We start from the raw sequence: 23581 nt of genomic DNA, 5'->3' as shown, positions 1-23581 counted from the left end.
CCGGCGATACAGTAAGTGCAATAACTCATGAAACAAGAGGGAACAACGACGTGAGCACCGCACATCCCCAACAGGCCGGCATCGACAGCGCGGTCGAAAATATTAAAAAAACTGTAGGAAATAAGGGTCTGAACCGCGACAGCCTTCAGCTCGTCCTGGACGAGCTGGTGGCGTTGGCCGGCAATACTGCATGGTGGGGCGCCGACCGCTACCCGCCGCCCGAGGGCGACGAACGCCAGGCCCGCTATCTGATCGCCGAAGACGCCGACAAGAGCTATGCGCTGTACCTGAACGTCATGCGCCCGGGCAAGAAGATCGTGCCGCACAACCACACCACCTGGGCGTGTATCGCGGCGGTCGAGGGCGTCGAATACAACTATGTGTACGACCGCCTGGACGACGGTTCGCAGCCGGGCGTCGGCAAGCTGGCGCAGATCGATACCGTGGTGGTGGGCCCCGGCACCGGCATCGCGCTGATGCCCGACGATATCCACGCGGTGGAAATCCAGGGCGACAGCGTCATCCGCCATCTGCACATGTACGGACGCGCGCTGGAAACGCTGGACCAACGCCTGGGCTTCGACCTGGAGACCGGCACCTGCAAGATCATGCCGATCGGCGTGCAGACGCGGCGCTGATCATGAGCAAGCCCTTCCGGTCCGCAACGCGCCTGCTGCGCGCAGGACGTCCTCATCAAGGCTGGGTCAACACGCCGGTCACGCGCGCCAGCACGTATGTCTTTGAGAGCGTAGAAGCGTGGCGCGACACGCGGGCGCGCCGCGAACAGGAGCGTCTGCCCTCCTATGGCGCGCGGGGCACCGACAGCACGCACGCCCTGGAAGACGCGCTCGTCGAACTGGAAGCGGGCTATCGCGCCAAGCTTTATCCCACGGGCCAGGCCGCAATCGCCACCGTGCTGCTTGCCTATCTGCGCGCCGGCGATCATGTGCTAGTGACAGACGCCGTGTATGAGCCGGTGCGCCGGTTCTGCGCCGAACACCTGACGCGCCTGGGGATCGAATTCACGTACTACCGGCCGGATGCCGCTGGCATCGAGGCGCTGATCCGGCCCAATACCCGCATGATCTACGCGGAGTCGCCGGGGTCGCTGACCTACGAAATGCCGGACCTCACCGAGTTATCCACAACCGCGAGAAAACACGATTGCTGGCTGGCTGTGGACAACACGTGGGCGTCCGGTCTGGTGCAAAAACCGCTCGAATTGGGCGCCGACATCTCCATCCTGGCCGCGACCAAGTATCTGGGCGGCCATGCCGACGTGATGATGGGCGCCGCCGTCACGAACGAGCGCGCATGGCGGGCGCTGGAACGCGCAACCATCGATTTCGGCCAGACGGTCGGCGCCGACGACGCCTTCCTGGTATTGCGCGGCATGCGCACGCTGCCCTTGCGCATGGCGCAGCACGCCCGCAGCGCGCTCCGGATCTCCCAGTGGCTCAAGGCGCGTCCGGAAGTTGCGCGCGTTTTGAATCCTGCGCTGCCTGGCGATCCCTCCCATGCAATCTGGCAGCGCGATTGCAGCGGCGCCAACGGCCTGCTGACGCTGGAACTGTCTGACGCCTATACCGAGGCCGACGCCGAACGCTTCATCGACAGCCTGCAGCTTTTCGGCATCGGCGCCTCGTGGGGCGGCTTTGAAAGCCTGGTTATTCCGGTGAACTTGCAGGCCGCGCGCTCGTTGCCCGGCCTTGAAGCGCGCGGCCCCATGCTGCGCCTGCACATCGGCCTGGAAGATCCTGACGACCTGATCGCCGACCTTGACCGCGGCCTGGCCGCACTGACTCAACCCATCCGTTCCCTCCGAATCTCATGATGCAGCCGTATAACGACCCCACCTTCGCCGACGTCGATTCGCACACGCTCAAGCAGTGGTTGCACGACGGCCGCGAGATTGCGCTTCTGGACGTGCGCGAGCATGGCCAGTATGGCGAGTCGCATCTGTTCTACGCCGCGCCGGTCCCGTACAGCCGCCTTGAAGTCGACATCGTCCGCCTCGCGCCTCGCCGCGGCGTGCGCGTCGTGGTCTACGACGAGGGGGGCGAGGACGACACCGCGGCCCGCGCCGCGCGCGCCCTTGGCGTCCTGGGCTACACGGATGTGCACCGCCTGGCCGGCGGCATCGCGCAATGGCAGCGCGACGGTTATGCCGCATTCGCAGGCGTGAACGTTCCCAGCAAAACGTTTGGCGAACTCGCCGAAGAGGTTTTCCACACCCCGCGCATCGGCGCCCGCGAACTGGCCGAACGCCAGCGTCGGGGCGACGACCTTATCGTGCTAGACGGCCGGCCCTTCGCCGAATACCAGAAGATGAGCATTCCCGGCGGCATCTGCTGCCCCAATGGCGAACTGGCGCTGCGCGCCCACACGCTGGCCGCGCGGCCGGACACCACCATCGTGGTCAACTGCGCGGGCCGCACGCGCAGCATCATCGGCGCGCAGACGCTCATCAACCTGGGTGTGCCCAATCCGGTCTACGCCCTGGAGAACGGCACGCAGGGCTGGTACCTGGAAGACCTGCAGCTCGAGCATGGCGCGCGCCGCCGGTATCCGGATGACGTCACGCCTGAAGACGTGCCGGCGCTGGCGCAGCGTTCCGCGCAGCTCGCCCAGCGTCACGGCGTGCCGTCGGCCAAAGCCGGGCAGGTGCAGGACTGGCTGCGCGACCCGCAGCGCACCACGTTCCTGTGCGATGTGCGCAGCGCCGAAGAGTTCGCGAAGGGATCGTTGCCCGGCGCGCAGCATGCGCCTGGCGGGCAACTCATTCAGGCGACGGACCAGTACATCGCCGTGCGCGGCGCCCGCATCGTCGTGTTCGATGGCGAAGGCGTGCGCGCGCCGGTCGTCGCCAGCTGGCTTCGGCAGATGGGATGGGACGCCTGCACGCTCGAAGAAGGCACGGGCGCCGTCCTGGCCCACGCTCCGGCACTGCCCGAGGCGCCTGCGCTTGCTCTGCTGTCCGATGCGGCCTTGGCCGATGTGCTGAAGCAGGGCGCCCAGATTGTCGACATTCGGCCCAGCATGCGGTACCGCGCGAGCCACGTGGCCGGCGCCCGCTGGTCCATCCGTCCGCGGCTGCATCGTCTGGCGCTCGATCCCGCGCGTCCTGTCGTGCTGCTGGCCGAAGACGCCGCATTGGCGGCGTGGGCGGCACGCGATCTGGCTGCCTTGGGCATCGATGACGTCAAGGCCAATACGGGCACGCCGAACAGCTGGTCCGCTCAAGGCATTTCGCTGGAGACGACGCCTGCCGATCCGCCCGACAGCGATTGCATCGACTACCTGTTTTTCGTGCACGACCGCCACGACGGGAACAAGGCCGCCGCGCGGCAGTACCTCGCCTGGGAAACCAATCTCGTCAAGCAGATCGACGACCGGGAACGCGCCGCGTACCGGTTCCCGGCCAGCTGACACCGCCGCCGCGCGTTTGCGCGGCGCCACCCGCTTCAACCTGATCAGGACGCCCCGGCGGCAATCGCCGCCGGGGTGCGGACGGTTCATGGAGAACCGGAATGCAAAGGACGGCCGAGTATCCGGCCGCCATCTCAAGGGGAAATCCAGATGAAGCATCACGCATTGCAAGCTTGCAAGACGGCCGCGGTGGCAGCGGCAGCCCTCGCGTGGGGGTTCGCCGCCCATGCCCAGACGCCGGCGCCGCTGGCGGACTATCCGAAGCAGGCCATCACCGTTGTCTCGCCGTTCCCGCCGGGCGGCGGCAACGACGGCGTCGCACGCTTGATCGCGCAGGAGCTGGGCGCCATCACGGGTCAAAGCGTGGTTGTCGAAAACCGCTCGGGGGCGGGCGGCAACGTCGGCACGGCGCAGGTGTCCCGCGCCAAGCCTGACGGCTACACCCTCGTGATGTCGCAGACCAGCGTCATGGCCGTCAATCCGCGCCTGTACAAGAACGTGGGCTTCGATCCGCTGAAGGACTTCGTGCCCATTTCGCAGATCACCTCGGCGCCGCTGGTGCTCGTCTCGCGCGCGGACGGCCCGTACAAGACGCTGGACGATTATCTTGCGGCCGCACGCAAGCAGCCTGGGGTCATCACCTACGCGACGCCGGGCAACGGCACGATGAGCCATCTGATGGGCGCGCTGGTTTCCCAGAAGGCCAACGTCAAGCTGGTGCATGTGCCGTACCGCGGCGCGGCGCCGGCGGTCACGGACCTGCTGGGCGGCACCGTCGACATGCTGATCACTTCGCCGGCATCGGCCGAACCCATGGTGGCGGCCGGCAAACTGCAGATCCTCGCGATGAGTCACGGCGATGGCGTGGGTATCTTCAAGCGCGCGCCCACGTTGAAGCAGGCCGGTCTGGAAGGCATCACCGCGGATGACTGGTATGGCTTGTTCGCGCCCGCGGGAACGCCGCCCGAGCGCATCGCTTATCTGGCCCAGGCCGTGGAGCAGGCCATGAAGTCGCCCGCCGTGATCGCCAAGATCAACAGCGGCGGCAGCCAACCCGTGGGCAGCGCGCCCGCGGCCTTCAAGAGCCGGCTGCAGCAGGACACCACGTATTGGGCCGACATGGTGAAGACGGCGGGCGTGTCGCTCGATTGAACGGCATGTTTGCCAACGCGGAGCAAGGTGTCTAGACTGGAAACGCCTGCGTGCAGGCGTTCCGTCGGCGCACTGATCCTCCGCGCGCCCCTCCTGGAGGGCATCGATGCAGACTTCCTCGGCCTTGTCGTCGCCGCAGCTCGCGGCGTATGCCGCGTTCGCGCAGTCGCTGGCGGATCGCGCCCGGCCCCTGTCGCGCAAGTGGTTCCGGCATCCGCTTGATGTCGACACCAAGGCCGATGACAGTCCCGTCACGCAGGCAGACAGGCAGGTCGAGGCGGCGCTGCGCGAAGCCATCGCCGCGCATCATCCCGGACACGGCATATTCGGCGAAGAATTCGGCGCCTCTCATGCCGATGCCGAATTCGTGTGGTCGCTCGACCCCATCGACGGCACCCGCGCCTTCATCTCGGGCAATCCGCTGTGGGGCACGCTGCTTGCGCTGCTGCACCGCGGCAGGCCGGTGTTGGGGCTGATCGACATTCCCATGCTCGACGAACGCTGGATCGGCGTGGCGCACGCGCCATCGCAATTGAACGGCGAGCCGTGCGCGACGCGCGCATGCACCGACCTCGACAGCGCCATCCTGTATGCCACCGCGCCCGACATCTTCACGGGCGCCGAGCTGGCCGCTTTCGACCACTTGGCAGCCAAGACACGCATGCGCCGCTATGGCGGCGACTGCTATAGCTATGGGCTTCTCGCCAGCGGTCACGTCGACCTCGTCGTGGAGGCGGGGCTGCAACCCTACGATTACCTTGCCCTTGCGCCCGTGATCGAAGGCGCTGGCGGCGTCATGACGGATTGGGCAGGGCAGCCGCTCGGTTTCGCTTCAAAGGGCCGCGTGATCGCGGCCGCCACGCCTGCGCTGCATCGCCAGGCGATGCAGGTGCTGGGGGCGGCCATGGCCTGACCGGCGCGCCGCCCGCCCGCAGTTCCACGCAACGCTTCAGCCATAAGGTGAACGAGCATGCATGCACTAGGGGTAGCAACGGTGGAAGACGCAGAGCGGCTGGTGCAGGCCAGCCCGCTCTCGCATATCAAGATCGGCCTGTCCGATGTGGACGGCGTCATGCTGGGCAAGTACCTGAGGCGCGACAAATTCCTGGGCGCGCTGCGTTCCGGGCTCGCGTTCTGCGACGTGGTGCTGGGGTGGGACCTGGACGATCAGCTCTACGACAACACCCGGTACACCGGCTGGCACACCGCATACCCCGACGCAAAAATGCGCATCGTGCCGCAAAGCGCGCGCCGTCTTACGCTGGAACAAGGCCCCGGCGGCGAAGACATGCTGCTATTCCTGGCGGAATTCGAGGGCGATGCCGCCGCCATCTGTCCGCGCCGCCTGCTGCACCGCGTGATCGATCGCGCGGCGGACATGGGATTCGATGCCTATGCCGCGCTGGAGTACGAATTCTTCATGTTCCGCGAGACGCCGCACTCCGTGCGCGCCAAGCACTACCGCAACATGGAGAACTGGACGCCGGGCAATTTCGGGTATTCGGTTCTGCGCAGCACGGTCGAGGGCGACTTCTATCGCAAGCTGCTCGACATGTGCGAGCGCATGGACATGCCCATCGAAGGCCTGCACACCGAGACCGGGCCGGGCGTGCTGGAGGCCGCGCTTGCCGTGGACCATGCGGCCGCGGCCGGCGACAAGGCGTTTCTGTTCAAGACGTTCGCCAAGGCGCTTGCGCAACAGAACGGCCTGATGGCTACCTTCATGGCGAAATGGTCGCACGACCACCCCGGTCAAAGCGGCCATATTCACCTGTCTCTGCGCGACCGCAAGACGGGGCGTTCGGCCTTCTACGACGAGTCGCAGCCACATGGCGTCGGCAACCTGCAGGCCGCCTTCATGGCGGGCGTGCAGCGGTACCTTCCCGAATTCATGGCCTTGTACGCGCAAACCATCAACAGCTATTCGCGCCTGGTGCCCGGCTATTGGGCGCCGCTGGACGCCACGTGGGGGATGGAAAACAGGACGACGGCACTGCGCCTCATCCCGGGCAGCGACAAATCGCAGCGTGTCGAAGTGCGCATCGGATCGGCCGACGCCAATCCCTATCTGGCGCTGGCCGCGGCGCTCGCCTCCGGGTTGTACGGCATCGAGCAAGGGCTGTCGCCCGAGCCCATGGTGCAGGGCAATGCCTATACGCAGGAGTTTCCCGCGCATCTGCATCTGCCCACGACCTTGTGGGAAGCCGCGCAGCGTCTTCGCGGCTCCGACGCCGCGCGGCTGCTGTTCGGCGACGCATTCGTCGAGCACTACGCCGCGACGCGCGAATGGGAAGAGCGGCAGTTCCGGCGTCATGTGACCGACTGGGAGCTTGCGCGCTACTTCGAAATTATCTGAACCCGTCCATTGCCATCAGGGTAGCCATGACCCACGAACTCATCACCATCAGCCCCATCGACGGACGCCCGGTCGTGCGCCGCGCCTACGCCAGCGAAGCGCAGATCTCGCAGGCGCTGGCCAACGCGCAGGGCGCGCAGCCGGCGTGGCATGCGCTCGGCATCCAGGCGCGGGGGCGCATCGTGGCGGCTGCCGTGGACCATGTCGCGGCGGCCAAGGACGAGATCGCGCGCGCGATCACCATTCAGATGGGCCGTCCGCTGCGCGACGCACCCGGCGAAGTCGACGGCTTCGCCGCCCGCGCGCGCCACATGATCGCCATCGCCGACGATGCCCTCGCGCCCATTGCCGCGCCCGCGCAGCCAGGCTTTACGCGCTTCATCAGCCGCGAGCCCATCGGCGTGGCGCTCACCATCGCACCGTGGAACTATCCGCTGCTGACCGCGGTGAACAGCATCGTGCCCGCACTGATGGCGGGCAACACCGTCATTCTCAAGCATTCAGACCAGACGCCGCTGTGCGCCGAGCTCATCGATCGCGCATTCCGAGACGCGGGGGCGCCAAGAGGCGTTTTTCAATACCTGCACGCCAGCCACGACATCACGCAACGGCTGATCCGCGCGCCGGAGATCGGCTATGTGTCCTTCACGGGCTCGGTCCGGGGAGGGCGCATCGTCGAGGAAAGCGCGGTGGGCCGCTTTATCGGCGTCGGACTGGAACTGGGCGGCAACGACCCAGCCTACGTGCGCGAGGACGCCAATTTGGACGCCGCGGCAGAGACGCTCGTCGATGGCGCGTTCTTCAACGCGGGCCAGTCGTGTTGCGGCATTCAGCGCATCTACGTGGCGCGTGGCGTGCACGACGCCTTCGTCGAGCGCGCCGCTGCGTTAACGCAGCGCTACGTGCTGGGCAATCCGTTGCAGCTGGACACGACGCTTGGCCCTGTCGTGCGCGCCCGCGCTGCGGCCGAGATCCGGGAAGTGATCGCGCAAGCCGTCGGCGCCGGCGCTGTAAACGTGATCGATAACTCGCATTTCAAAAAAGCGAGCGAAAGCTCACTTAAAGCGAGCGAAAGCTCGTGTTATGTCGCGCCCGCGTTGCTGACGCAGGTCGACCACCGCATGCGCATCATGAGCGAGGAGTGTTTCGGTCCGGTTGCCGGCATCATGCCGGTCGACAGCGACGAACAGGCCATCGCGCTGATGAACGACAGTCCGTACGGATTGACGGCTGCCGTCTTCACACAGGACGAAGCGACCGCATTGCGTATCGGCAGGCAGGTGCGCGCGGGCACGTTTTTCATGAATCGATGCGACTACCTCGACCCGGCGCTCGCGTGGACGGGCGTCAAGGAGTCGGGCCGCGGCGTGTCCTTGTCCAAGCTCGGCTACGAACCGCTCACCCAGGCCAAATCCTTCCATTTGCGTAGCCTCTGAAGGCGGCGTCACCAGGAACCGAATCATGACCGTCCCCCACGTCAACTGGAACTATCCCACCGCCATCAAGGTGGGTCCCGGACGCATCAAGGAATTGCCCGCGTGCTGCCGTGAGCTGGGCATGTCCCGGCCTTTGCTCGTGACCGATCCCGGACTGGCCGCGTTGCCCATGGTCCGCGATGCCGTGGGCATGTGCCACGATGATGGCGTCGATTGCGCGGTCTTTCACGACATCAAGGGCAATCCCACCGGGCGCAACGTCGACGACGGCGTGGCGGCGTTCAAGCGCGGTCGTCATGACGGTGTCATTGCGTTCGGCGGCGGTTCTGCGCTTGATGCAGCGAAGGCCATCGCATTGATGGCGGGGCAGAGCCGGCCGCTGTGGGACTTCGAAGACATCGGCGACAACTACCTGCGCGTCAATGCCGCCGGCATGGCGCCCGTCGTGGCCGTACCCACCACCGCAGGCACCGGCTCCGAAGTCGGGCGCGCATCCGTCATCACCGACGAGGCCGCGCACATCAAGCGCATCATCTTTCACGCCCGCATGCTGCCATCCATCGTGATCCTGGACGCCGAGCTCACCGTGGGCCTGCCGTCCAAGATCACGGCGGCCACGGGCATGGACGCGCTGTCGCACAACCTGGAAGCCTACTGTTCGCCGTTCTTTCATCCCATGGCGGCTGGCATTGCGCTGGAGGGCATGCGCCTTATCAAGGCGTATCTGCCGCAGGCGGTGGCCGATGGCGCCGATCTGCAGGCGCGCCAGCAGATGCTGACGGCATCGTGCATGGGCGCCACCGCCTTCCAGCGCGGCCTGGGCGCCATGCACGCGCTGGCGCATCCGCTCGGCGCGCTCTATGACGCGCATCACGGCCTGCTCAACGCGATCTTGATGCCCTACGTGCTCAAGGCCAACGAAGAAGCGGTGGCGCCCCGGCTTGAAGCGCTTGCGCGTTATCTCGGGTTGCCGCGGCAAAGTCCGGGCGCGGTGCTCGACTGGGTGCTGGCGCTGCGCGAGGCCGTGGGTATCCCGCATACGCTCGCCGAGATCGGCCTGGATGACGGCCAGGCCGAGCGGGTGGGGCGCATGGCCAGCCAGGATCCTTCCGCCGGCACGAACCCCGTCGATTTCTCCGCCGAAAAATATTCTCAGCTTTTTCGTGCAGCAATTCGCGGAAACCTGTAAGCTTCGCCCCCTCTGCGCGGAAACGCGGCGGAGGTGGAACTGAAATTATGAATTTTTCGTCCGAATGGTTTGACAGCGGATTTGAAAGTGTTCATAATCTCAAGTTCTCCGCTGGAGGGGTGCCCGAGTGGTTAAAGGGGGCAGACTGTAAATCTGTTGGCCTTGCGCCTACGTTGGTTCGAATCCAACCTCCTCCACCAGAGACCCATACCTAAATCCAGGCGCGGTTGGCCTGGATTTGCAATGTAAGGCCCGGTGGCCTTGCGCAGCCTTCGCAAAGAAGGTGGCAAGGATCCTCCGGCCTTCATTTCGAAGGGTTGGGATGAGAGAAGGTGAAAGGGTTTGCCGCGGGTGTAGCTCAATGGTAGAGCAGAAGCCTTCCAAGCTTACGACGAGGGTTCGATTCCCTTCACCCGCTCCAAGATTTTTAAATGCCCATGTGGCTCAGTGGTAGAGCACTCCCTTGGTAAGGGAGAGGTCGCGCGTTCGATCCGCGCCATGGGCACCACAAATTCCAAATTCTTTTCTTCAGTCAGAAGCGCAATCCAGGTCAGGAGTCAGCCATGGCAAAAGGCAAGTTTGAACGTACCAAGCCGCACGTGAACGTGGGTACGATTGGTCACGTTGACCACGGCAAAACGACGTTGACGGCGGCGATCACGACCGTTCTGTCGACCAAGTTCGGCGGCGAAGCCAAGGGCTACGACCAGATCGATGCAGCTCCTGAAGAAAAGGCACGCGGCATTACCATCAACACGGCTCACGTCGAGTACGAAACGGAAACGCGTCACTACGCGCACGTTGACTGCCCGGGCCACGCCGACTACGTCAAGAACATGATCACGGGCGCTGCCCAGATGGACGGCGCGATCCTGGTCGTGTCGGCCGCTGACGGCCCCATGCCGCAAACGCGCGAGCACATCCTGCTGAGCCGCCAGGTTGGCGTGCCGTACATCATCGTCTTCCTGAACAAGGCTGACATGGTTGACGACGCCGAGCTGCTCGAGCTGGTGGAAATGGAAGTTCGCGAACTGCTGTCCAAGTACGACTTCCCGGGCGACGACACCCCGATCGTCAAGGGTTCGGCCAAGCTGGCGCTGGAAGGCGACAAGGGCGAACTGGGCGAACAGGCCATCCTGGCCCTGGCTGCCGCGCTGGATTCGTACATCCCGACGCCTGAGCGTGCCATCGACGGCGCGTTCCTGATGCCGGTTGAAGACGTGTTCTCGATCTCGGGTCGCGGCACCGTGGTGACCGGCCGTATCGAACGCGGCATCATCAAGGTCGGCGAAGAAATCGAAATCGTCGGTATCGTTCCGACGGTCAAGACGACCTGCACGGGCGTGGAAATGTTCCGCAAGCTGCTGGACCAAGGTCAAGCTGGCGACAACGTGGGCATCCTGCTGCGCGGCACCAAGCGTGAAGACGTCCAGCGCGGCCAAGTTCTGGCCAAGCCGGGCTCGATCACCCCGCACACGGACTTCACGTCCGAGGTGTACATCCTGTCCAAGGAAGAAGGCGGCCGCCACACCCCGTTCTTCAACGGCTATCGTCCCCAGTTCTACTTCCGCACGACGGACGTGACGGGCACGATCGACCTGCCGGCCGACAAGGAAATGGTTCTGCCGGGCGACAACGTGACGATGACCGTCAAGCTGCTGGCCCCGATCGCCATGGAAGAAGGTCTGCGTTTCGCCATCCGTGAAGGCGGTCGTACCGTCGGCGCCGGCGTCGTCGCCAAGATCCTGAAGTAAGCAATACCCGGATGGGTAGGGTGGGCATTCATGCCCCTCTATCCATCTTTGCTGTAAAAGTAGTACTATGTATGGTTCCGCGAGCCGATGCAGGCGGAACAAGATTTTGATGTGTTTAGGGGCATAGCTCAATTGGCAGAGCGTCGGTCTCCAAAACCGAAGGTTGTAGGTTCGATTCCTACTGCCCCTGCCACCGCCAGGATAAACCCGCGGGAGATCATCGCGAGTTACGCATTCACGGCGGCTCGCGTCGCAATATGTCTAATACCAGCGTAGAAACCGTAACCAGTACCGCCGACCGGGTCAAGCTCGGGCTGGCGGTTCTCGTCGTTATTGCTGGCATCGTCGGGTTCTCCGTGCTTAGCGCGCAGCCGATGCCCGCTCGGATCGGTGTGTTCGTCGGCGGCCTCGTGATCGCAGCCGCGATCGCCTGGTTCAGCGAACCCGGTCGCCGTACCCTGAGCTTTGCCAGCGAGTCCTACAACGAAGTCAAGCGTGTCGCATGGCCCACCCGCAAGGAAACGACCCAGATGACGGGTATCGTTTTTGCCTTCGTGGCCGTCATGGGCATTTTCATGTGGGTGCTCGACAAGGGCATCGAATGGATTCTCTACGGCCTGCTGCTGGGCTGGAAATAAGGACGGCAAATGAGTAAGCGTTGGTATGTCGTCCATGTGTACTCCGGCATGGAAAAAAGCGTACACAAGGCCCTGAATGAGCGCATTGAGCGCGCGGGCCTGCAAACGTCTTTTGGCCGCATCCTTGTGCCCTCCGAAGAAGTCGTCGAGGTCAAGGGTGGTCAGAAGTCGATCACCGAGCGCCGCATTTTCCCCGGTTATGTCCTGGTTGAAATGGACCTGACCGACGAAACGTGGCACCTGGTCAAGAACACCAACCGAGTCACCGGCTTTTTGGGCGGCTCGGGCAATCGTCCGACCCCGATTTCCGAAAAGGAAGTCGAAAAGATCCTCTCCCAGATGGAAGAGGGCGTCGAGAAACCCCGCCCCAAGATCCTGTTCGAAGTGGGCGAGATGGTTCGGGTCAAGGAAGGTCCGTTTGCGGACTTCAACGGCAACGTCGAAGAAGTCAACTACGAAAAGAGCAAGGTGCGTGTGTCCGTCACCATTTTTGGTCGCGCCACGCCCGTCGAGCTCGATTTCAGCCAGGTCGAAAAGACCTGAATCTAACCCCCGGGGAGCCCTGTCCTTATCGGCCAGGGCGATATCACCCGCAAGGAGCAAAGCATGGCGAAGAAGATCGTCGGCTTTATCAAGCTGCAAGTACCGGCTGGTAAGGCTAACCCCTCCCCCCCGATTGGCCCGGCCCTGGGTCAGCGTGGTTTGAACATCATGGAATTCTGCAAGGCGTTCAACGCCAAGACCCAAGGCATGGAGCCTGGTCTGCCGATTCCGGTGGTGATCACCGCCTTCGCGGACAAGAGCTTCACCTTCATCATGAAGACCCCGCCCGCGACGGTCCTCATCAAGAAGGCCGCCGGCGTGCAAAAGGGTTCGCCCAAGCCGCATACCGACAAGGTCGGCACGCTGACCCGCGCGCAAGCTGAAGAAATCGCCAAGGCCAAGGGTCCCGACCTGACCGCCGCCGATCTGGAAGCCGCAGTGCGCACGATCGCTGGCAGCGCCCGCAGCATGGGCATCACGGTTGAGGGGATCTAATCATGGCTAAGTTGTCCAAGCGCGCCGCCGCTATTGCACAAAAGATCGACCGCACCAAGCTGTACCCGGTCGCTGAAGCCCTGACCCTGGTCAAGGAAACCGCCGTCGCCAAGTTCAATGAATCCATTGACGTGGCCGTGCAGCTCGGCATCGACCCGAAGAAGTCGGACCAACTGGTCCGCGGTTCGGTCGTGCTGCCCGCCGGCACCGGCAAGTCGGTCCGCGTCGCCGTGTTCGCCCAAGGCGACAAGGCTGAAGCCGCCAAGGCCGCTGGCGCCGACATCGTTGGTCTGGACGACCTGGCCGACAGCATCAAGGCCGGTCAAATGGACTTTGACGTTGTCATCGCCTCGCCCGACACGATGCGTGTCGTCGGCGCCCTGGGTCAGATCCTGGGCCCGCGCGGCCTGATGCCGAACCCGAAGGTCGGCACCGTGACCCCCGACGTCGCAACCGCTGTGAAGAACGCCAAGGCCGGTCAGGTTCAGTACCGTACCGACAAGGCCGGCATCATCCACGCAACGATCGGCCGCGCGTCGTTCGGCGTGGAACAGCTGCAAACCAACCTGGCCGCTCTGGTCGACGCCCTGCAAAAGGCTCGTCCCGCAGCTGCCAAGGGCATTTACCTGCGCAAGCTCGCCGTTTCGTCCACGATGGGCGGCGGAGCGCGTGTGGAAATTGCCTCGCTGTCGGCTTCCAACTAAGCCAACAGCAGTAAACGTACTTTGGGCTGCATCCGGACCCCTCCGGATGTTGCTGTCAAAGACCGCTGGAGCAGGGCAGTGGAAGGAATCTACCTTCCGCAAGGAAGGCAGCATCGCCGCTGCCCCGCTTAATCCCGGAGCTCACCTAGTCCGGATCCAGCGTAGACGGCGTCCCCAGGAAGAATTCTTTACCCGAAGAACTCGTCCAGGCGCCGCATTCGGTTGACGCGCAAGGCTCCGGCCCCAGGCGTCTTTTGATGGAGTGTTCAAACCGTGAGTCTCAATCGTCAAGAGAAAGCGGTGGTAATCGAGGAAGTCTCGGCGGAAGTCGCCAAGGCCCAATCGATTGTTATCGCTGAGTACCGTGGTCTGGACGTCGCCTCTGTCACCGTACTGCGCAAAACTGCGCGTGAATCGGGCGTGTATCTGCGTGTTCTGAAGAACTCGCTGGCCCGTCGTGCTGTTGCTGGCACGGCTTTCGAGCCGTTGGCTGAGCAACTGACCGGTCCGCTGATCTATGGCATCAGCACTGATCCGGTAGCGGCGGCCAAGGTCATTGCTGGTTTCGCGAAGAGCAACGATAAGCTGGTCATCAAGGCGGGCGCTCTGCCCAACAACTTGCTGAACCAAGAAGGCGTGAAGGCCCTGGCCACCATGCCCTCGCGCGAAGAGTTGCTGTCGAAACTGCTTGGCACCATGCAAGCCCCCATCGCGCAATTCGTGCGTACGCTCAACGAAGTTCCGACCAAGTTCGCCCGTGGCCTCGCTGCCGTGCGCGACCAGAAGGCAGCGGCCTAATCGCCCTGTTGTCCGGAATTCGCTGAACGACGAAGCGACACCCAAACCCTGGCATTACCAAAATATTTGGAGTTCTGAAAAATGGCACTTAACAAAGCTGAAATCCTTGACGCCATCGCTGGCATGACCGTGCTCGAGCTGTCCGAGCTGATCAAGGAAATGGAAGAGAAGTTCGGCGTGTCGGCTGCTGCCGCTGCCGTCGCTGTCGCTGCTCCCGCCGCTGGTGGCGCTGCTGCCGCTGCTGAAGAGCAAACCGAGTTCACCGTCGTCCTGCAAGAAGCCGGCGCGAACAAGGTCAGCGTCATCAAGGCCGTGCGCGAGCTGACCGGTCTGGGTCTGAAGGAAGCCAAGGACCTGGTCGACGGCGCTCCGAAGCCCGTCAAGGAAGCTGTGGCCAAGGCTGACGCCGAAGCCGCCAAGAAGAAGCTGGAAGAAGCTGGCGCCAAGGTCGAAGTCAAGTAAGACCTGCGTCAACTGCCCGGGGACAGCACAGTTTGCAGTCCCCGGGCTTTTGCGTTTCCAGGAAACCCCTACTGGGGGTATGCCCATTCAGTGGGGTTTCCTGGAGTCGTATCACCTGGGGCCGTGGTTGACGGCCCATGCAACCTCGAGTCGGAGTGCTCATGCCTTACTCGTACACCGAAAAAAAGCGCATCCGCAAAAGCTTCGCCAAGCGTGAAGACGTTCAAAACGTTCCTTTCCTTTTGGCGACACAGCTTCAATCCTACCTAACTTTCCTGCAGGCGGATACCGCCCCGTCCGAACGCGTAGCCGACGGTTTGCAGGCGGCGTTTTCGTCGATTTTCCCGATCGTTAGTCACAACGGTATGGCGCGCTTGGAGTTCGTGAGCTATGTGCTCGGCGAACCGGTGTTCGATGTCAAGGAATGTCAGCAACGTGGCCTGACCTATGCCTCGCCCCTGCGAGCCAAGGTCCGCCTGGTGCTGCTTGACCGCGAAGTCAGCAAGCCCACCGTGAAGGAAGTGAAGGAACAGGAAGTCTACATGGGCGAAATTCCGCTCATGACGGGCACGGGTTCCTTCGTCATCAACGGCACGGAGCGTGTCATCGTTTCGCAGCTGCACCGCTCGCCTGGCGTGTTCTTCGAACACGACCGCGGCAAGACGCACAGCTCCGGCAAGCTCCTGTTCTCGGCCCGCGTGATTCCTTACCGCGGCTCGTGGCTGGACTTTGAATTCGACCCGAAGGACGTCCTGTTCTTCCGCGTCGACCGCCGCCGCAAGATGCCTGTCACGATCCTGTGCAAGGCCATCGGCATGACGCCGGAAACCATCCTGGCCAACTTCTTCGACTTCGACAACTTCGAACTGAAGAGCGAAGGCGCGATGATGGAATTCGTGCCTGAGCGTTGGAAGGGCGAAATGGCCCGTTTCGACATCGCCGACCGTTCGGGCAAGGTGATCGTCGAGAAGGACAAGCGCATCAACGCCAAGCACCTGCGCGACCTGGCTGCCGGCGGCATCCAGCGCATCTCCGTGCCGGAAGATTTCCTGTACGGCCGTGTGCTGGCCAAGAACATCGTTGACGAAGATACCGGCGAAGTCATCGCCAACGCCAACGACGAAATCACGGAAAGCGTGCTCGGCGCCCTGCGCGCCGCCAACGTGCACGAGTTCCAGGCGCTCTACACGAACGATCTGGACCGCGGTCCGTACATCTCGCAAACGCTGCGCACCGATGAAACCGCCGACCAGATGGCCGCGCGCGTTGCCATCTACCGCATGATGCGTCCTGGCGAGCCGCCCACCGAAGAAGCGGTGGAAGCGCTGTTCCAGCGTCTGTTCTACAGCGAAGAGACGTACGACCTGTCGCGCGTCGGCCGCATGAAGGTCAACAGCCGTCTGGGCCGTGGTGAGGACATCACCGGCCCGATGACGCTGACCAACGAAGACATCCTTGAAACCATCAAGGTGCTGGTTGAGCTGCGTAACGGCCGTGGCCAGATCGACGACATCGATCACTTGGGCAACCGCCGCGTGCGTTGCGTGGGCGAACTGGCCGAAAACCAGTTCCGCGCGGGCCTCGTGCGCGTCGAGCGCGCCGTCAAGGAACGTCTGGGCCAGGCCGAGACCGAAAACCTGATGCCGCACGACCTGATCAACTCCAAGCCGATCTCGGCTGCCATCAAGGAGTTCTTCGGTTCGAGCCAGCTCTCGCAGTTCATGGACCAGACCAACCCGCTGTCGGAAATCACGCACAAGCGTCGTGTTTCCGCACTGGGCCCGGGCGGTCTGACCCGCGAGCGCGCCGGCTTTGAAGTCCGCGACGTGCACCCGACCCACTACGGCCGTGTCTGCCCGATCGAAACGCCGGAAGGCCCGAACATCGGTCTGATCAACTCCATGGCGCTGTACGCTCGCTTGAACGAGTACGGTTTCCTGGAAACGCCTTACCGCAAGATCATCGACGGCCGCGTCAGCGAGCAGATCGATTACCTGTCGGCCATCGAAGAAAGCCACTACGTCATCGCGCAGGCCAACGCCGCGCTCGACGAAGAAGGCCGTTTCGTGGACGACCTGGTCGCTTGCCGTGAAGCTGGCGAAACGATGCTGACCGCCCCGGCCAACGTGCACTACATGGACGTTGCCCCGTCGCAGATCGTGTCGGTTGCTGCCTCGCTGATTCCGTTCCTGGAACACGACGACGCGAACCGCGCACTGATGGGCGCCAACATGCAACGCCAGGCCGTGCCTTGCCTGCGTCCGGAAAAGCCGGTCGTGGGTACGGGTATCGAGCGCACCGTGGCCGTTGACTCGGGCACCACCGTGCAGGCGCTGCGTGGCGGTCTGGTCGACCACGTCGACGCCGAGCGCGTCGTGATTCGCGTGAACGACGAAGAAAACGTCGCCGGCGAAGTGGGCGTCGACATCTACAACCTGATCAAGTACACGCGTTCCAACCAGAACACGAACATCAACCAGCGTCCGATCGTCAAGCGTGGCGACCGCGTTGCCAAGGGCGACGTGCTGGCTGACGGCGCATCGACCGACCTGGGCGAACTCGCCCTGGGTCAGAACATGCTGATCGCGTTCATGCCCTGGAACGGCTACAACTTCGAAGACTCGATCCTGATCTCCGAAAAGGTCGTGGCGGATGACCGCTACACCTCGGTGCACATCGAGGAACTGACCGTTGTCGCCCGCGATACGAAGCTCGGACCGGAAGAAATCACCCGCGACATCAGCAACCTGGCTGAAACGCAGTTGAACCGTCTGGACGATTCCGGCATCACCTACATCGGCGCCGAAGTCAGCGCCGACGACGTGCTGGTCGGCAAGGTCACGCCCAAGGGCGAAACCCAGCTGACGCCGGAAGAAAAGCTGCTGCGCGCCATCTTCGGTGAAAAGGCGTCCGACGTTAAGGACACCTCGCTGCGCGTGCCCTCGGGCATGACCGGCACCGTGATCGACGTGCAGGTGTTCACGCGTGAAGGCATCGTGCGCGACAAGCGCGCCCAGTCCATCATCGACGATGAACTGCGCCGCTATCGCCAGGACCTGAACGACCAGCTGCGCATCGTTGAAAACGACCAGTTCGATCGTATCGAGAAGATGCTGATCAACAAGACCGTCAACGGCGGCCCGCGCAAGCTGGCCAAGGGCGCGACGATCACCAAGGCCTACCTGGCCGATCTGGATCGCTGGCAGTGGTTCGACATCCGTCTGGCCGACGAGCCGCACGCCGTCGTGCTGGAACAGGCCAAGGAATCGCTCGAGCAGAAGCGTCACCAGTTCGATCTGGCCTTCGAAGAGAAGCGCAAGAAGCTGACGCAGGGCGACGAGCTGCCCCCGGGCGTGCTGAAGATGATCAAGGTCTACCTGGCCGTGAAGCGTCGTCTGCAGCCTGGCGACAAGATGGCAGGCCGTCACGGCAACAAGGGCGTCGTGTCGCGCATCACCCCGGTGGAAGACATGCCCCACATGGCTGACGGCACGCCGGCCGACATCGTTCTGAACCCGCTGGGCGTGCCCTCGCGGATGAACGTCGGCCAGGTGCTGGAAGTTCACTTGGGCTGGGCTGCCAAGGGTGTTGGCCATCGCATCGCCGACATGCTGCGTGACGAGCGCACGGCGCAGGTCAAGAACGTCCGCGCCTACCTGGACAAGGTCTACAACACGACCGGCACCGGCGCGCGCATCGACGAGCTGACCGATGACGAAGTCATGGAAATGGCCCAGAACCTCAAGAACGGCGTGCCGTTCGCGACGCCCGTCTTCGACGGCGCCACCGAAGAGGAAATCACCAAGATGCTGGAACTGGCCTATCCGGACGACGTCGCCGAACGCATGGCGCTGACGCCTTCGCGTACGCAGGCATGGCTGTTCGACGGCCGCACGGGCGAGCAGTTCGAACGCCCCGTGACTGTCGGCTACATGCACTACCTGAAGCTGCACCACTTGGTCGACGACAAGATGCACGCCCGTTCCACCGGCCCGTACTCGCTGGTCACGCAGCAGCCGCTGGGCGGCAAGGCGCAGTTCGGCGGCCAGCGTTTCGGGGAAATGGAAGTGTGGGCGCTGGAAGCATACGGCGCCGCCTACACCCTGCAGGAAATGCTGACGGTGAAGTCGGACGACATCAACGGTCGTACCAAGGTTTACGAGAACATCGTCAAGGGCGACCACGTGATCGATGCCGGCATGCCGGAATCGTTCAACGTTCTGGTCAAGGAAATCCGCTCGTTGGCCCTGGACATGGATTTGGAGCGTAACTAATGAAAGCGCTACTCGACCTCTTTAAGCAAGTCTCGCAAGACGAGCAGTTCGATGCCATCAAGATCGGCATCGCCTCGCCCGAGAAGATCCGTTCGTGGTCCTACGGCGAAGTTCGCAAGCCCGAGACCATCAACTACCGCACGTTCAAGCCTGAGCGTGACGGTCTGTTCTGCTCCAAGATCTTTGGCCCGATCAAGGACTACGAGTGCCTGTGCGGCAAGTACAAGCGCCTGAAGCACCGTGGCGTGATCTGCGAAAAGTGCGGCGTTGAAGTCACCGTCGCCAAGGTTCGCCGTGAACGCATGGGCCACATCGAGTTGGCCAGCCCCGTCGCGCACATCTGGTTCCTGAAGAGCCTGCCGTCGCGTCTGGGCATGGTGCTCGACATGACCCTGCGCGACATCGAACGCGTGCTGTACTTCGAAGCCTGGTGCGTGATCGAACCCGGCATGACGCCGCTCAAGCGCGGCCAGATCATGTCGGACGACGATTTCCTGGCCAAGACCGAGGAATACGGCGACGACTTCCGTGCCCTGATGGGCGCTGAAGCCGTGCGTGAACTGCTGCGCACCATCGACATCGATCGCGAAGTGGAAACGCTGCGCGGCGAACTGAAGGCCACCAGCTCGGAAGCCAAGATCAAGAAGATCTCCAAGCGCCTGAAGGTGCTGGAAGGCTTCCAGAAGTCCGGCATCAAGGCCGAGTGGATGGTCATGGAAGTGCTGCCCGTGCTGCCGCCGGACCTGCGTCCGCTGGTGCCGCTGGACGGCGGCCGCTTCGCGACCTCCGACCTGAACGACCTGTACCGCCGCGTCATCAACCGCAACAACCGCCTGAAGCGTCTCTTGGAGCTCAAGGCGCCTGAGATCATCCTGCGCAACGAAAAGCGCATGCTGCAGGAAGCTGTCGACTCGCTGCTGGACAACGGCCGCCGTGGCAAGGCCATGACGGGCGCCAACAAGCGCCAGTTGAAGTCGCTGGCCGACATGATCAAGGGCAAGAGCGGTCGTTTCCGTCAGAACCTTCTGGGCAAGCGCGTCGACTACTCGGGCCGTTCGGTCATCGTGGTGGGTCCGCAGCTCAAGCTGCATCAGTGCGGCCTGCCCAAGCTGATGGCCCTGGAACTGTTCAAGCCGTTCATCTTCAATCGTCTGGAGATGATGGGCCTGGCCACGACCATCAAGGCTGCCAAGAAACTGGTCGAAAGCCAGGAACCGGTGGTCTGGGACATCCTGGAAGAAGTCATCCGCGAACACCCGGTCATGCTGAACCGTGCGCCGACGCTGCACCGTCTGGGCATCCAGGCGTTCGAGCCGGTGCTGATCGAAGGCAAGGCGATCCAGCTGCACCCGCTGGTTTGCGCGGCGTTCAACGCCGACTTCGACGGTGACCAGATGGCTGTTCACGTGCCGCTGTCGCTGGAAGCCCAGCTGGAAGCGCGTACGCTGATGCTGGCCTCGAACAACGTGCTGTTCCCCGCCAACGGCGAACCGTCGATCGTGCCGTCGCAGGACATCGTGCTGGGTCTGTACTACACGACTCGCGAGCGCATCAACGGCCGTGGCGAAGGCATCTTCTTCATGGACGTCGCTGAAGTCCAGCGCGCCTACGACAACAACGAAGTCGAGCTGCAAAGCCGTATCACCGTGCGCCTGAAGGAACACGAGCGCGACGAGAACGGCGAATGGCAACCGGTCATCCGCCGTCACGAGACGACGGTCGGCCGCGCGCTGCTGTCCGAGATCCTGCCCAAGGGCCTGCCCTTCACCGTCCTGAACAAGGCGCTGAAGAAGAAGGAAATCTCGCGTCTGATCAACCAGTCGTTCCGCCGCTGCGGCCTGCGCGACACGGTGATCTTCGCCGACAAGCTGATGCAGTCGGGCTTCCGCCTGGCCACGCGCGGCGGTATCTCGATCGCCATGGGCGACATGCTGATCCCGACCGCCAAGGAAGGCATCCTGGCCGAAGCCAGCCGCGAAGTGAAGGAAATCGACAAGCAGTACTCGTCGGGTCTGGTCACGTCCCAAGAGCGCTACAACAACGTTGTGGACATCTGGGGCAAGGCTGGCGACAAGGTCGGCAAGGCGATGATGGAACAACTGGCCACCGAGCCCGTGACCAACCGTCACGGCGAGGAAGTGCGCCAGGAATCGTTCAACTCCATCTACATGATGGCTGACTCGGGCGCCCGCGGTTCGGCCGCCCAGATCCGCCAGCTCGCCGGCATGCGCGGCCTGATGGCCAAGCCGGACGGCTCGATTATCGAAACGCCCATTACCGCGAACTTCCGTGAAGGCCTGAACGTACTCCAGTACTTCATCTCCACTCACGGTGCGCGTAAGGGTCTGGCCGACACGGCACTGAAGACCGCGAACTCGGGTTACCTGACCCGCCGTCTGGTCGACGTGACGCAGGATCTGGTCATTACGGAAGACGACTGCGGCACTTCGCAGGGCTACAACATGAAGGCCCTGGTCGAAGGCGGTGAAGTCATCGAACCGTTGCGCGACCGTATCCTGGGCCGCGTGGCTGCCGTGGACATCGTCAATCCGGACACGCAGGAAACGGCCATCGTCGCCGGCACCCTGCTGGACGAAGACCTGGTCGATACCATCGACCGCATCGGCGTGGACGAAGTCAAGGTCCGCACGCCGCTGACCTGCGAAACGCGTCATGGTCTGTGCGCGCATTGCTATGGCCGTGACCTGGGCCGCGGTTCGTCCGTCAACCAGGGCGAAGCCGTCGGCGTCATCGCGGCTCAGTCCATCGGTGAACCGGGCACGCAGCTCACGATGCGTACGTTCCACATCGGTGGTGCGGCGTCGCGTTCGGCGCTGGCCAGCGCGGTGGAAACGAAGTCGACCGGTACGGTCGGCTTTGCCAGCACGATGCGTTACGTCACGAACGCCAAGGGCGAACGTGTCGCGATCTCGCGCTCGGGCGAACTGGCGATCTTCGACGACAACGGCCGCGAACGCGAACGCCACAAGATCCCGTACGGCGCGACCGTGCTGGTGGGCGATGGCGAGGCCGTGAAGGCCGGCGCGCGCCTGGCGACGTGGGATCCGCTGACCCGTCCGATCGTGTCGGAATACGGCGGCGCCGTCCGCTTCGAGAACATCGAAGAAGGCGTGACCGTTGCCAAGCAGGTGGACGAAGTCACCGGCCTGTCGACGCTCGTCGTCATCACGCCCAAGACCCGTGGCGGCAAGATCGTCATGCGTCCGCAGATCAAGCTGGTCAACGAGAACGGCGAAGACGTCAAGATCGCCGGCACCGATCACTCGGTGAACATCTCGTTCCCGGTGGGCGCGCTGATCACGGTGCGCGACGGCCAGCAGGTTGCCGTGGGTGAAGTTCTGGCGCGTATTCCGCAAGAATCGCAAAAGACCCGCGACATTACCGGCGGTCTGCCGCGTGTGGCCGAACTGTTCGAAGCCCGTTCGCCGAAGGACGCCGGCATGCTCGCCGACGTCACCGGTACGGTTTCGTTCGGCAAGGACACCAAGGGCAAGCAGCGTCTGGTCATCACCGACCTGGAAGGCGTGAGCCACGAGTTCCTGATTCCGAAGGAAAAGCAGGTTCTGGTGCACGACGGCCAGGTGGTGAACAAGGGCGAAATGATCGTGGACGGCCCGGCCGATCCCCACGACATCCTGCGCCTGCAAGGCATCGAGAAGCTGGCGACGTACATCGTCGACGAAGTGCAGGACGTTTACCGTCTGCAGGGCGTGAAGATCAACGACAAGCACATCGAAGTGATTGTTCGTCAGATGCTGCGCCGTGTGAACATCGTCGATGCGGGCGATACCGAGTTCATCCCGGGCGAGCAGGTCGAGCGCTCCGAGCTGCTGAACGAGAACGACCGCGTCACGGCTGCCGACCTGCGTCCGGCCACGTACGACAACGTGCTGCTGGGTATCACGAAGGCCTCGCTGTCGACCGACTCGTTCATCTCGGCCGCCTCGTTCCAGGAAACCACCCGGGTCCTGACCGAAGCTGCCATCATGGGCAAGCGCGACGACCTGCGCGGCTTGAAGGAAAACGTCATCGTCGGCCGCCTCATCCCGGCGGGTACCGGCCTGGCTTACCACCACGCACGCCGCGACAAGGAACTGCTGGAGGCCGCGGAACGCGAAGCCGCCCGCCAGCAGGCCAACCCGTTCGAGGACGCGCCGGTCACGGTGGGCTCGGACGCCGAGACGCCTGCTTCCGACGTGGGTACCGAGGATTCCGCCGAATAAGCGGAAGTCTCCGGCAGGCTTGCCCCGCGAGGTTCGCGGGCAAGCCTGAGAATACAAAGGCCGCTGATGAAAATCAGCGGCCTTTTTACTTGCGAGAGAAAGGGTGC

The 23581-nt window shown here is 63.5% G+C and carries 17 protein-coding genes and 4 tRNA genes; all 21 read left to right on the top strand.

The genetic code is table 11. The features are described from left to right. The first annotated feature begins 50 nt into the window (after positions 1-50). The 21 genes from H4P35_RS26940 to rpoC all read left to right on the top strand — a co-directional run bounded on the left by H4P35_RS26940 (position 51) and on the right by rpoC (position 23474). A complete protein-coding gene (locus H4P35_RS26940; RefSeq protein ID WP_056320567.1) occupies positions 51-638 on the top strand; it encodes a cysteine dioxygenase family protein in 588 nt (195 codons plus the stop codon). A 2-nt stretch (positions 639-640) separates the two neighbouring features. Then, on the top strand, positions 641-1834 hold the full coding sequence (gene metC, locus H4P35_RS26935) for a cystathionine beta-lyase (protein WP_226847612.1): 1194 nt from the start codon (positions 641-643) through the stop codon (positions 1832-1834). Then, complete coding sequence (locus H4P35_RS26930) at positions 1834-3429, top strand: rhodanese-like domain-containing protein (protein WP_226849543.1); 1596 nt, start codon at positions 1834-1836, stop codon at positions 3427-3429. The genes metC and H4P35_RS26930 overlap by 1 nt, the downstream gene beginning before the upstream one ends. A gap of 150 nt (positions 3430-3579) precedes the next feature. Further along, positions 3580-4581 carry a tripartite tricarboxylate transporter substrate binding protein gene (locus H4P35_RS26925; protein ID WP_180097025.1) on the top strand — a complete coding sequence of 334 codons (1002 nt, stop codon included), beginning with the start codon at positions 3580-3582 and terminating at the stop codon, positions 4579-4581. Positions 4582-4687: 106 nt separating this feature from the next. Then, positions 4688-5494: a histidinol-phosphatase gene (gene hisN / locus H4P35_RS26920; RefSeq protein WP_226847611.1), complete on the top strand. Its 807-nt coding sequence runs from the start codon at positions 4688-4690 to the stop codon at positions 5492-5494. Positions 5495-5551: 57 nt separating this feature from the next. After that, positions 5552-6937 carry a glutamine synthetase family protein gene (locus tag H4P35_RS26915; RefSeq protein ID WP_180097029.1) on the top strand — a complete coding sequence of 462 codons (1386 nt, stop codon included), beginning with the start codon at positions 5552-5554 and terminating at the stop codon, positions 6935-6937. A 26-nt stretch (positions 6938-6963) separates the two neighbouring features. Next, positions 6964-8373: an aldehyde dehydrogenase family protein gene (locus H4P35_RS26910; protein ID WP_226847610.1), complete on the top strand. Its 1410-nt coding sequence runs from the start codon at positions 6964-6966 to the stop codon at positions 8371-8373. 25 nt (positions 8374-8398) lie between these two features. After that, complete coding sequence (locus H4P35_RS26905) at positions 8399-9562, top strand: iron-containing alcohol dehydrogenase (protein ID WP_226847609.1); 1164 nt, start codon at positions 8399-8401, stop codon at positions 9560-9562. A gap of 113 nt (positions 9563-9675) precedes the next feature. Further along, positions 9676-9762 (top strand) — tRNA-Tyr (locus H4P35_RS26900). A gap of 147 nt (positions 9763-9909) precedes the next feature. Beyond that, positions 9910-9983 (top strand) — tRNA-Gly (locus H4P35_RS26895). Positions 9984-9995: 12 nt separating this feature from the next. Further along, positions 9996-10070, top strand: a tRNA-Thr gene (locus tag H4P35_RS26890). Between the two features lie 55 nt (positions 10071-10125). Continuing rightward, on the top strand, positions 10126-11316 hold the full coding sequence (tuf, locus tag H4P35_RS26885) for an elongation factor Tu (RefSeq protein WP_062839263.1): 1191 nt from the start codon (positions 10126-10128) through the stop codon (positions 11314-11316). Positions 11317-11433: 117 nt separating this feature from the next. After that, positions 11434-11509: transfer RNA gene (locus H4P35_RS26880), tRNA-Trp, on the top strand. 64 nt (positions 11510-11573) lie between these two features. Then, complete coding sequence (secE, locus tag H4P35_RS26875) at positions 11574-11954, top strand: preprotein translocase subunit SecE (protein ID WP_046806052.1); 381 nt, start codon at positions 11574-11576, stop codon at positions 11952-11954. 9 nt (positions 11955-11963) lie between these two features. Further along, on the top strand, positions 11964-12497 hold the full coding sequence (gene nusG, locus H4P35_RS26870; RefSeq protein ID WP_006389586.1) for a transcription termination/antitermination protein NusG: 534 nt from the start codon (positions 11964-11966) through the stop codon (positions 12495-12497). Positions 12498-12560: 63 nt separating this feature from the next. Beyond that, a complete protein-coding gene (gene rplK / locus H4P35_RS26865) occupies positions 12561-12992 on the top strand; it encodes a 50S ribosomal protein L11 (protein WP_056320728.1) in 432 nt (143 codons plus the stop codon). 2 nt (positions 12993-12994) lie between these two features. Beyond that, the gene (rplA, locus tag H4P35_RS26860; protein ID WP_056320726.1) at positions 12995-13696 is read left to right on the top strand and encodes a 50S ribosomal protein L1; all 702 of its coding nucleotides are present in this window, start codon (positions 12995-12997) and stop codon (positions 13694-13696) included. Positions 13697-13969: 273 nt separating this feature from the next. Next, positions 13970-14494: a 50S ribosomal protein L10 gene (gene rplJ / locus H4P35_RS26855; RefSeq protein ID WP_056320723.1), complete on the top strand. Its 525-nt coding sequence runs from the start codon at positions 13970-13972 to the stop codon at positions 14492-14494. An 81-nt stretch (positions 14495-14575) separates the two neighbouring features. Then, positions 14576-14956 carry a 50S ribosomal protein L7/L12 gene (gene rplL, locus H4P35_RS26850; protein WP_008157777.1) on the top strand — a complete coding sequence of 127 codons (381 nt, stop codon included), beginning with the start codon at positions 14576-14578 and terminating at the stop codon, positions 14954-14956. 161 nt (positions 14957-15117) lie between these two features. Further along, on the top strand, positions 15118-19230 hold the full coding sequence (rpoB, locus tag H4P35_RS26845) for a DNA-directed RNA polymerase subunit beta (RefSeq protein WP_142052175.1): 4113 nt from the start codon (positions 15118-15120) through the stop codon (positions 19228-19230). Then, the gene (gene rpoC, locus H4P35_RS26840) at positions 19230-23474 is read left to right on the top strand and encodes a DNA-directed RNA polymerase subunit beta' (RefSeq protein ID WP_056320718.1); all 4245 of its coding nucleotides are present in this window, start codon (positions 19230-19232) and stop codon (positions 23472-23474) included. Before rpoB ends, rpoC begins: the two co-directional genes overlap by 1 nt. The last annotated feature ends 107 nt before the right edge of the window (positions 23475-23581 follow it).

The sequence above is a fragment of the Achromobacter sp. 77 genome (assembly GCF_020541125.1).
Lineage (GTDB): Bacteria > Pseudomonadota > Gammaproteobacteria > Burkholderiales > Burkholderiaceae_B > Achromobacter > Achromobacter mucicolens.
This window is presented reverse-complemented; position numbering and strand designations above follow the sequence as displayed.

Excerpts from the sequence above, each read along its gene's own strand:
- metC (WP_226847612.1), top strand. The coding sequence starts at position 641 with ATGAGCAAGCCCTTCCGGTCCGCAACGCGCCTGCTGCGCGCAGGACGT.
- H4P35_RS26930 (WP_226849543.1), top strand. The coding sequence starts at position 1,834 with ATGCAGCCGTATAACGACCCCACCTTCGCCGACGTCGATTCGCACACG.
- H4P35_RS26925 (WP_180097025.1), top strand. The coding sequence starts at position 3,580 with ATGAAGCATCACGCATTGCAAGCTTGCAAGACGGCCGCGGTGGCAGCG.
- hisN (WP_226847611.1), top strand. The coding sequence starts at position 4,688 with ATGCAGACTTCCTCGGCCTTGTCGTCGCCGCAGCTCGCGGCGTATGCC.
- H4P35_RS26915 (WP_180097029.1), top strand. The coding sequence starts at position 5,552 with ATGCATGCACTAGGGGTAGCAACGGTGGAAGACGCAGAGCGGCTGGTG.
- H4P35_RS26910 (WP_226847610.1), top strand. The coding sequence starts at position 6,964 with ATGACCCACGAACTCATCACCATCAGCCCCATCGACGGACGCCCGGTC.
- H4P35_RS26905 (WP_226847609.1), top strand. The coding sequence starts at position 8,399 with ATGACCGTCCCCCACGTCAACTGGAACTATCCCACCGCCATCAAGGTG.
- tuf (WP_062839263.1), top strand. The coding sequence starts at position 10,126 with ATGGCAAAAGGCAAGTTTGAACGTACCAAGCCGCACGTGAACGTGGGT.
- secE (WP_046806052.1), top strand. The coding sequence starts at position 11,574 with ATGTCTAATACCAGCGTAGAAACCGTAACCAGTACCGCCGACCGGGTC.
- nusG (WP_006389586.1), top strand. The coding sequence starts at position 11,964 with ATGAGTAAGCGTTGGTATGTCGTCCATGTGTACTCCGGCATGGAAAAA.
- rplK (WP_056320728.1), top strand. The coding sequence starts at position 12,561 with ATGGCGAAGAAGATCGTCGGCTTTATCAAGCTGCAAGTACCGGCTGGT.
- rplA (WP_056320726.1), top strand. The coding sequence starts at position 12,995 with ATGGCTAAGTTGTCCAAGCGCGCCGCCGCTATTGCACAAAAGATCGAC.
- rplL (WP_008157777.1), top strand. The coding sequence starts at position 14,576 with ATGGCACTTAACAAAGCTGAAATCCTTGACGCCATCGCTGGCATGACC.
- rpoB (WP_142052175.1), top strand. The coding sequence starts at position 15,118 with ATGCCTTACTCGTACACCGAAAAAAAGCGCATCCGCAAAAGCTTCGCC.
- rpoC (WP_056320718.1), top strand. The coding sequence starts at position 19,230 with ATGAAAGCGCTACTCGACCTCTTTAAGCAAGTCTCGCAAGACGAGCAG.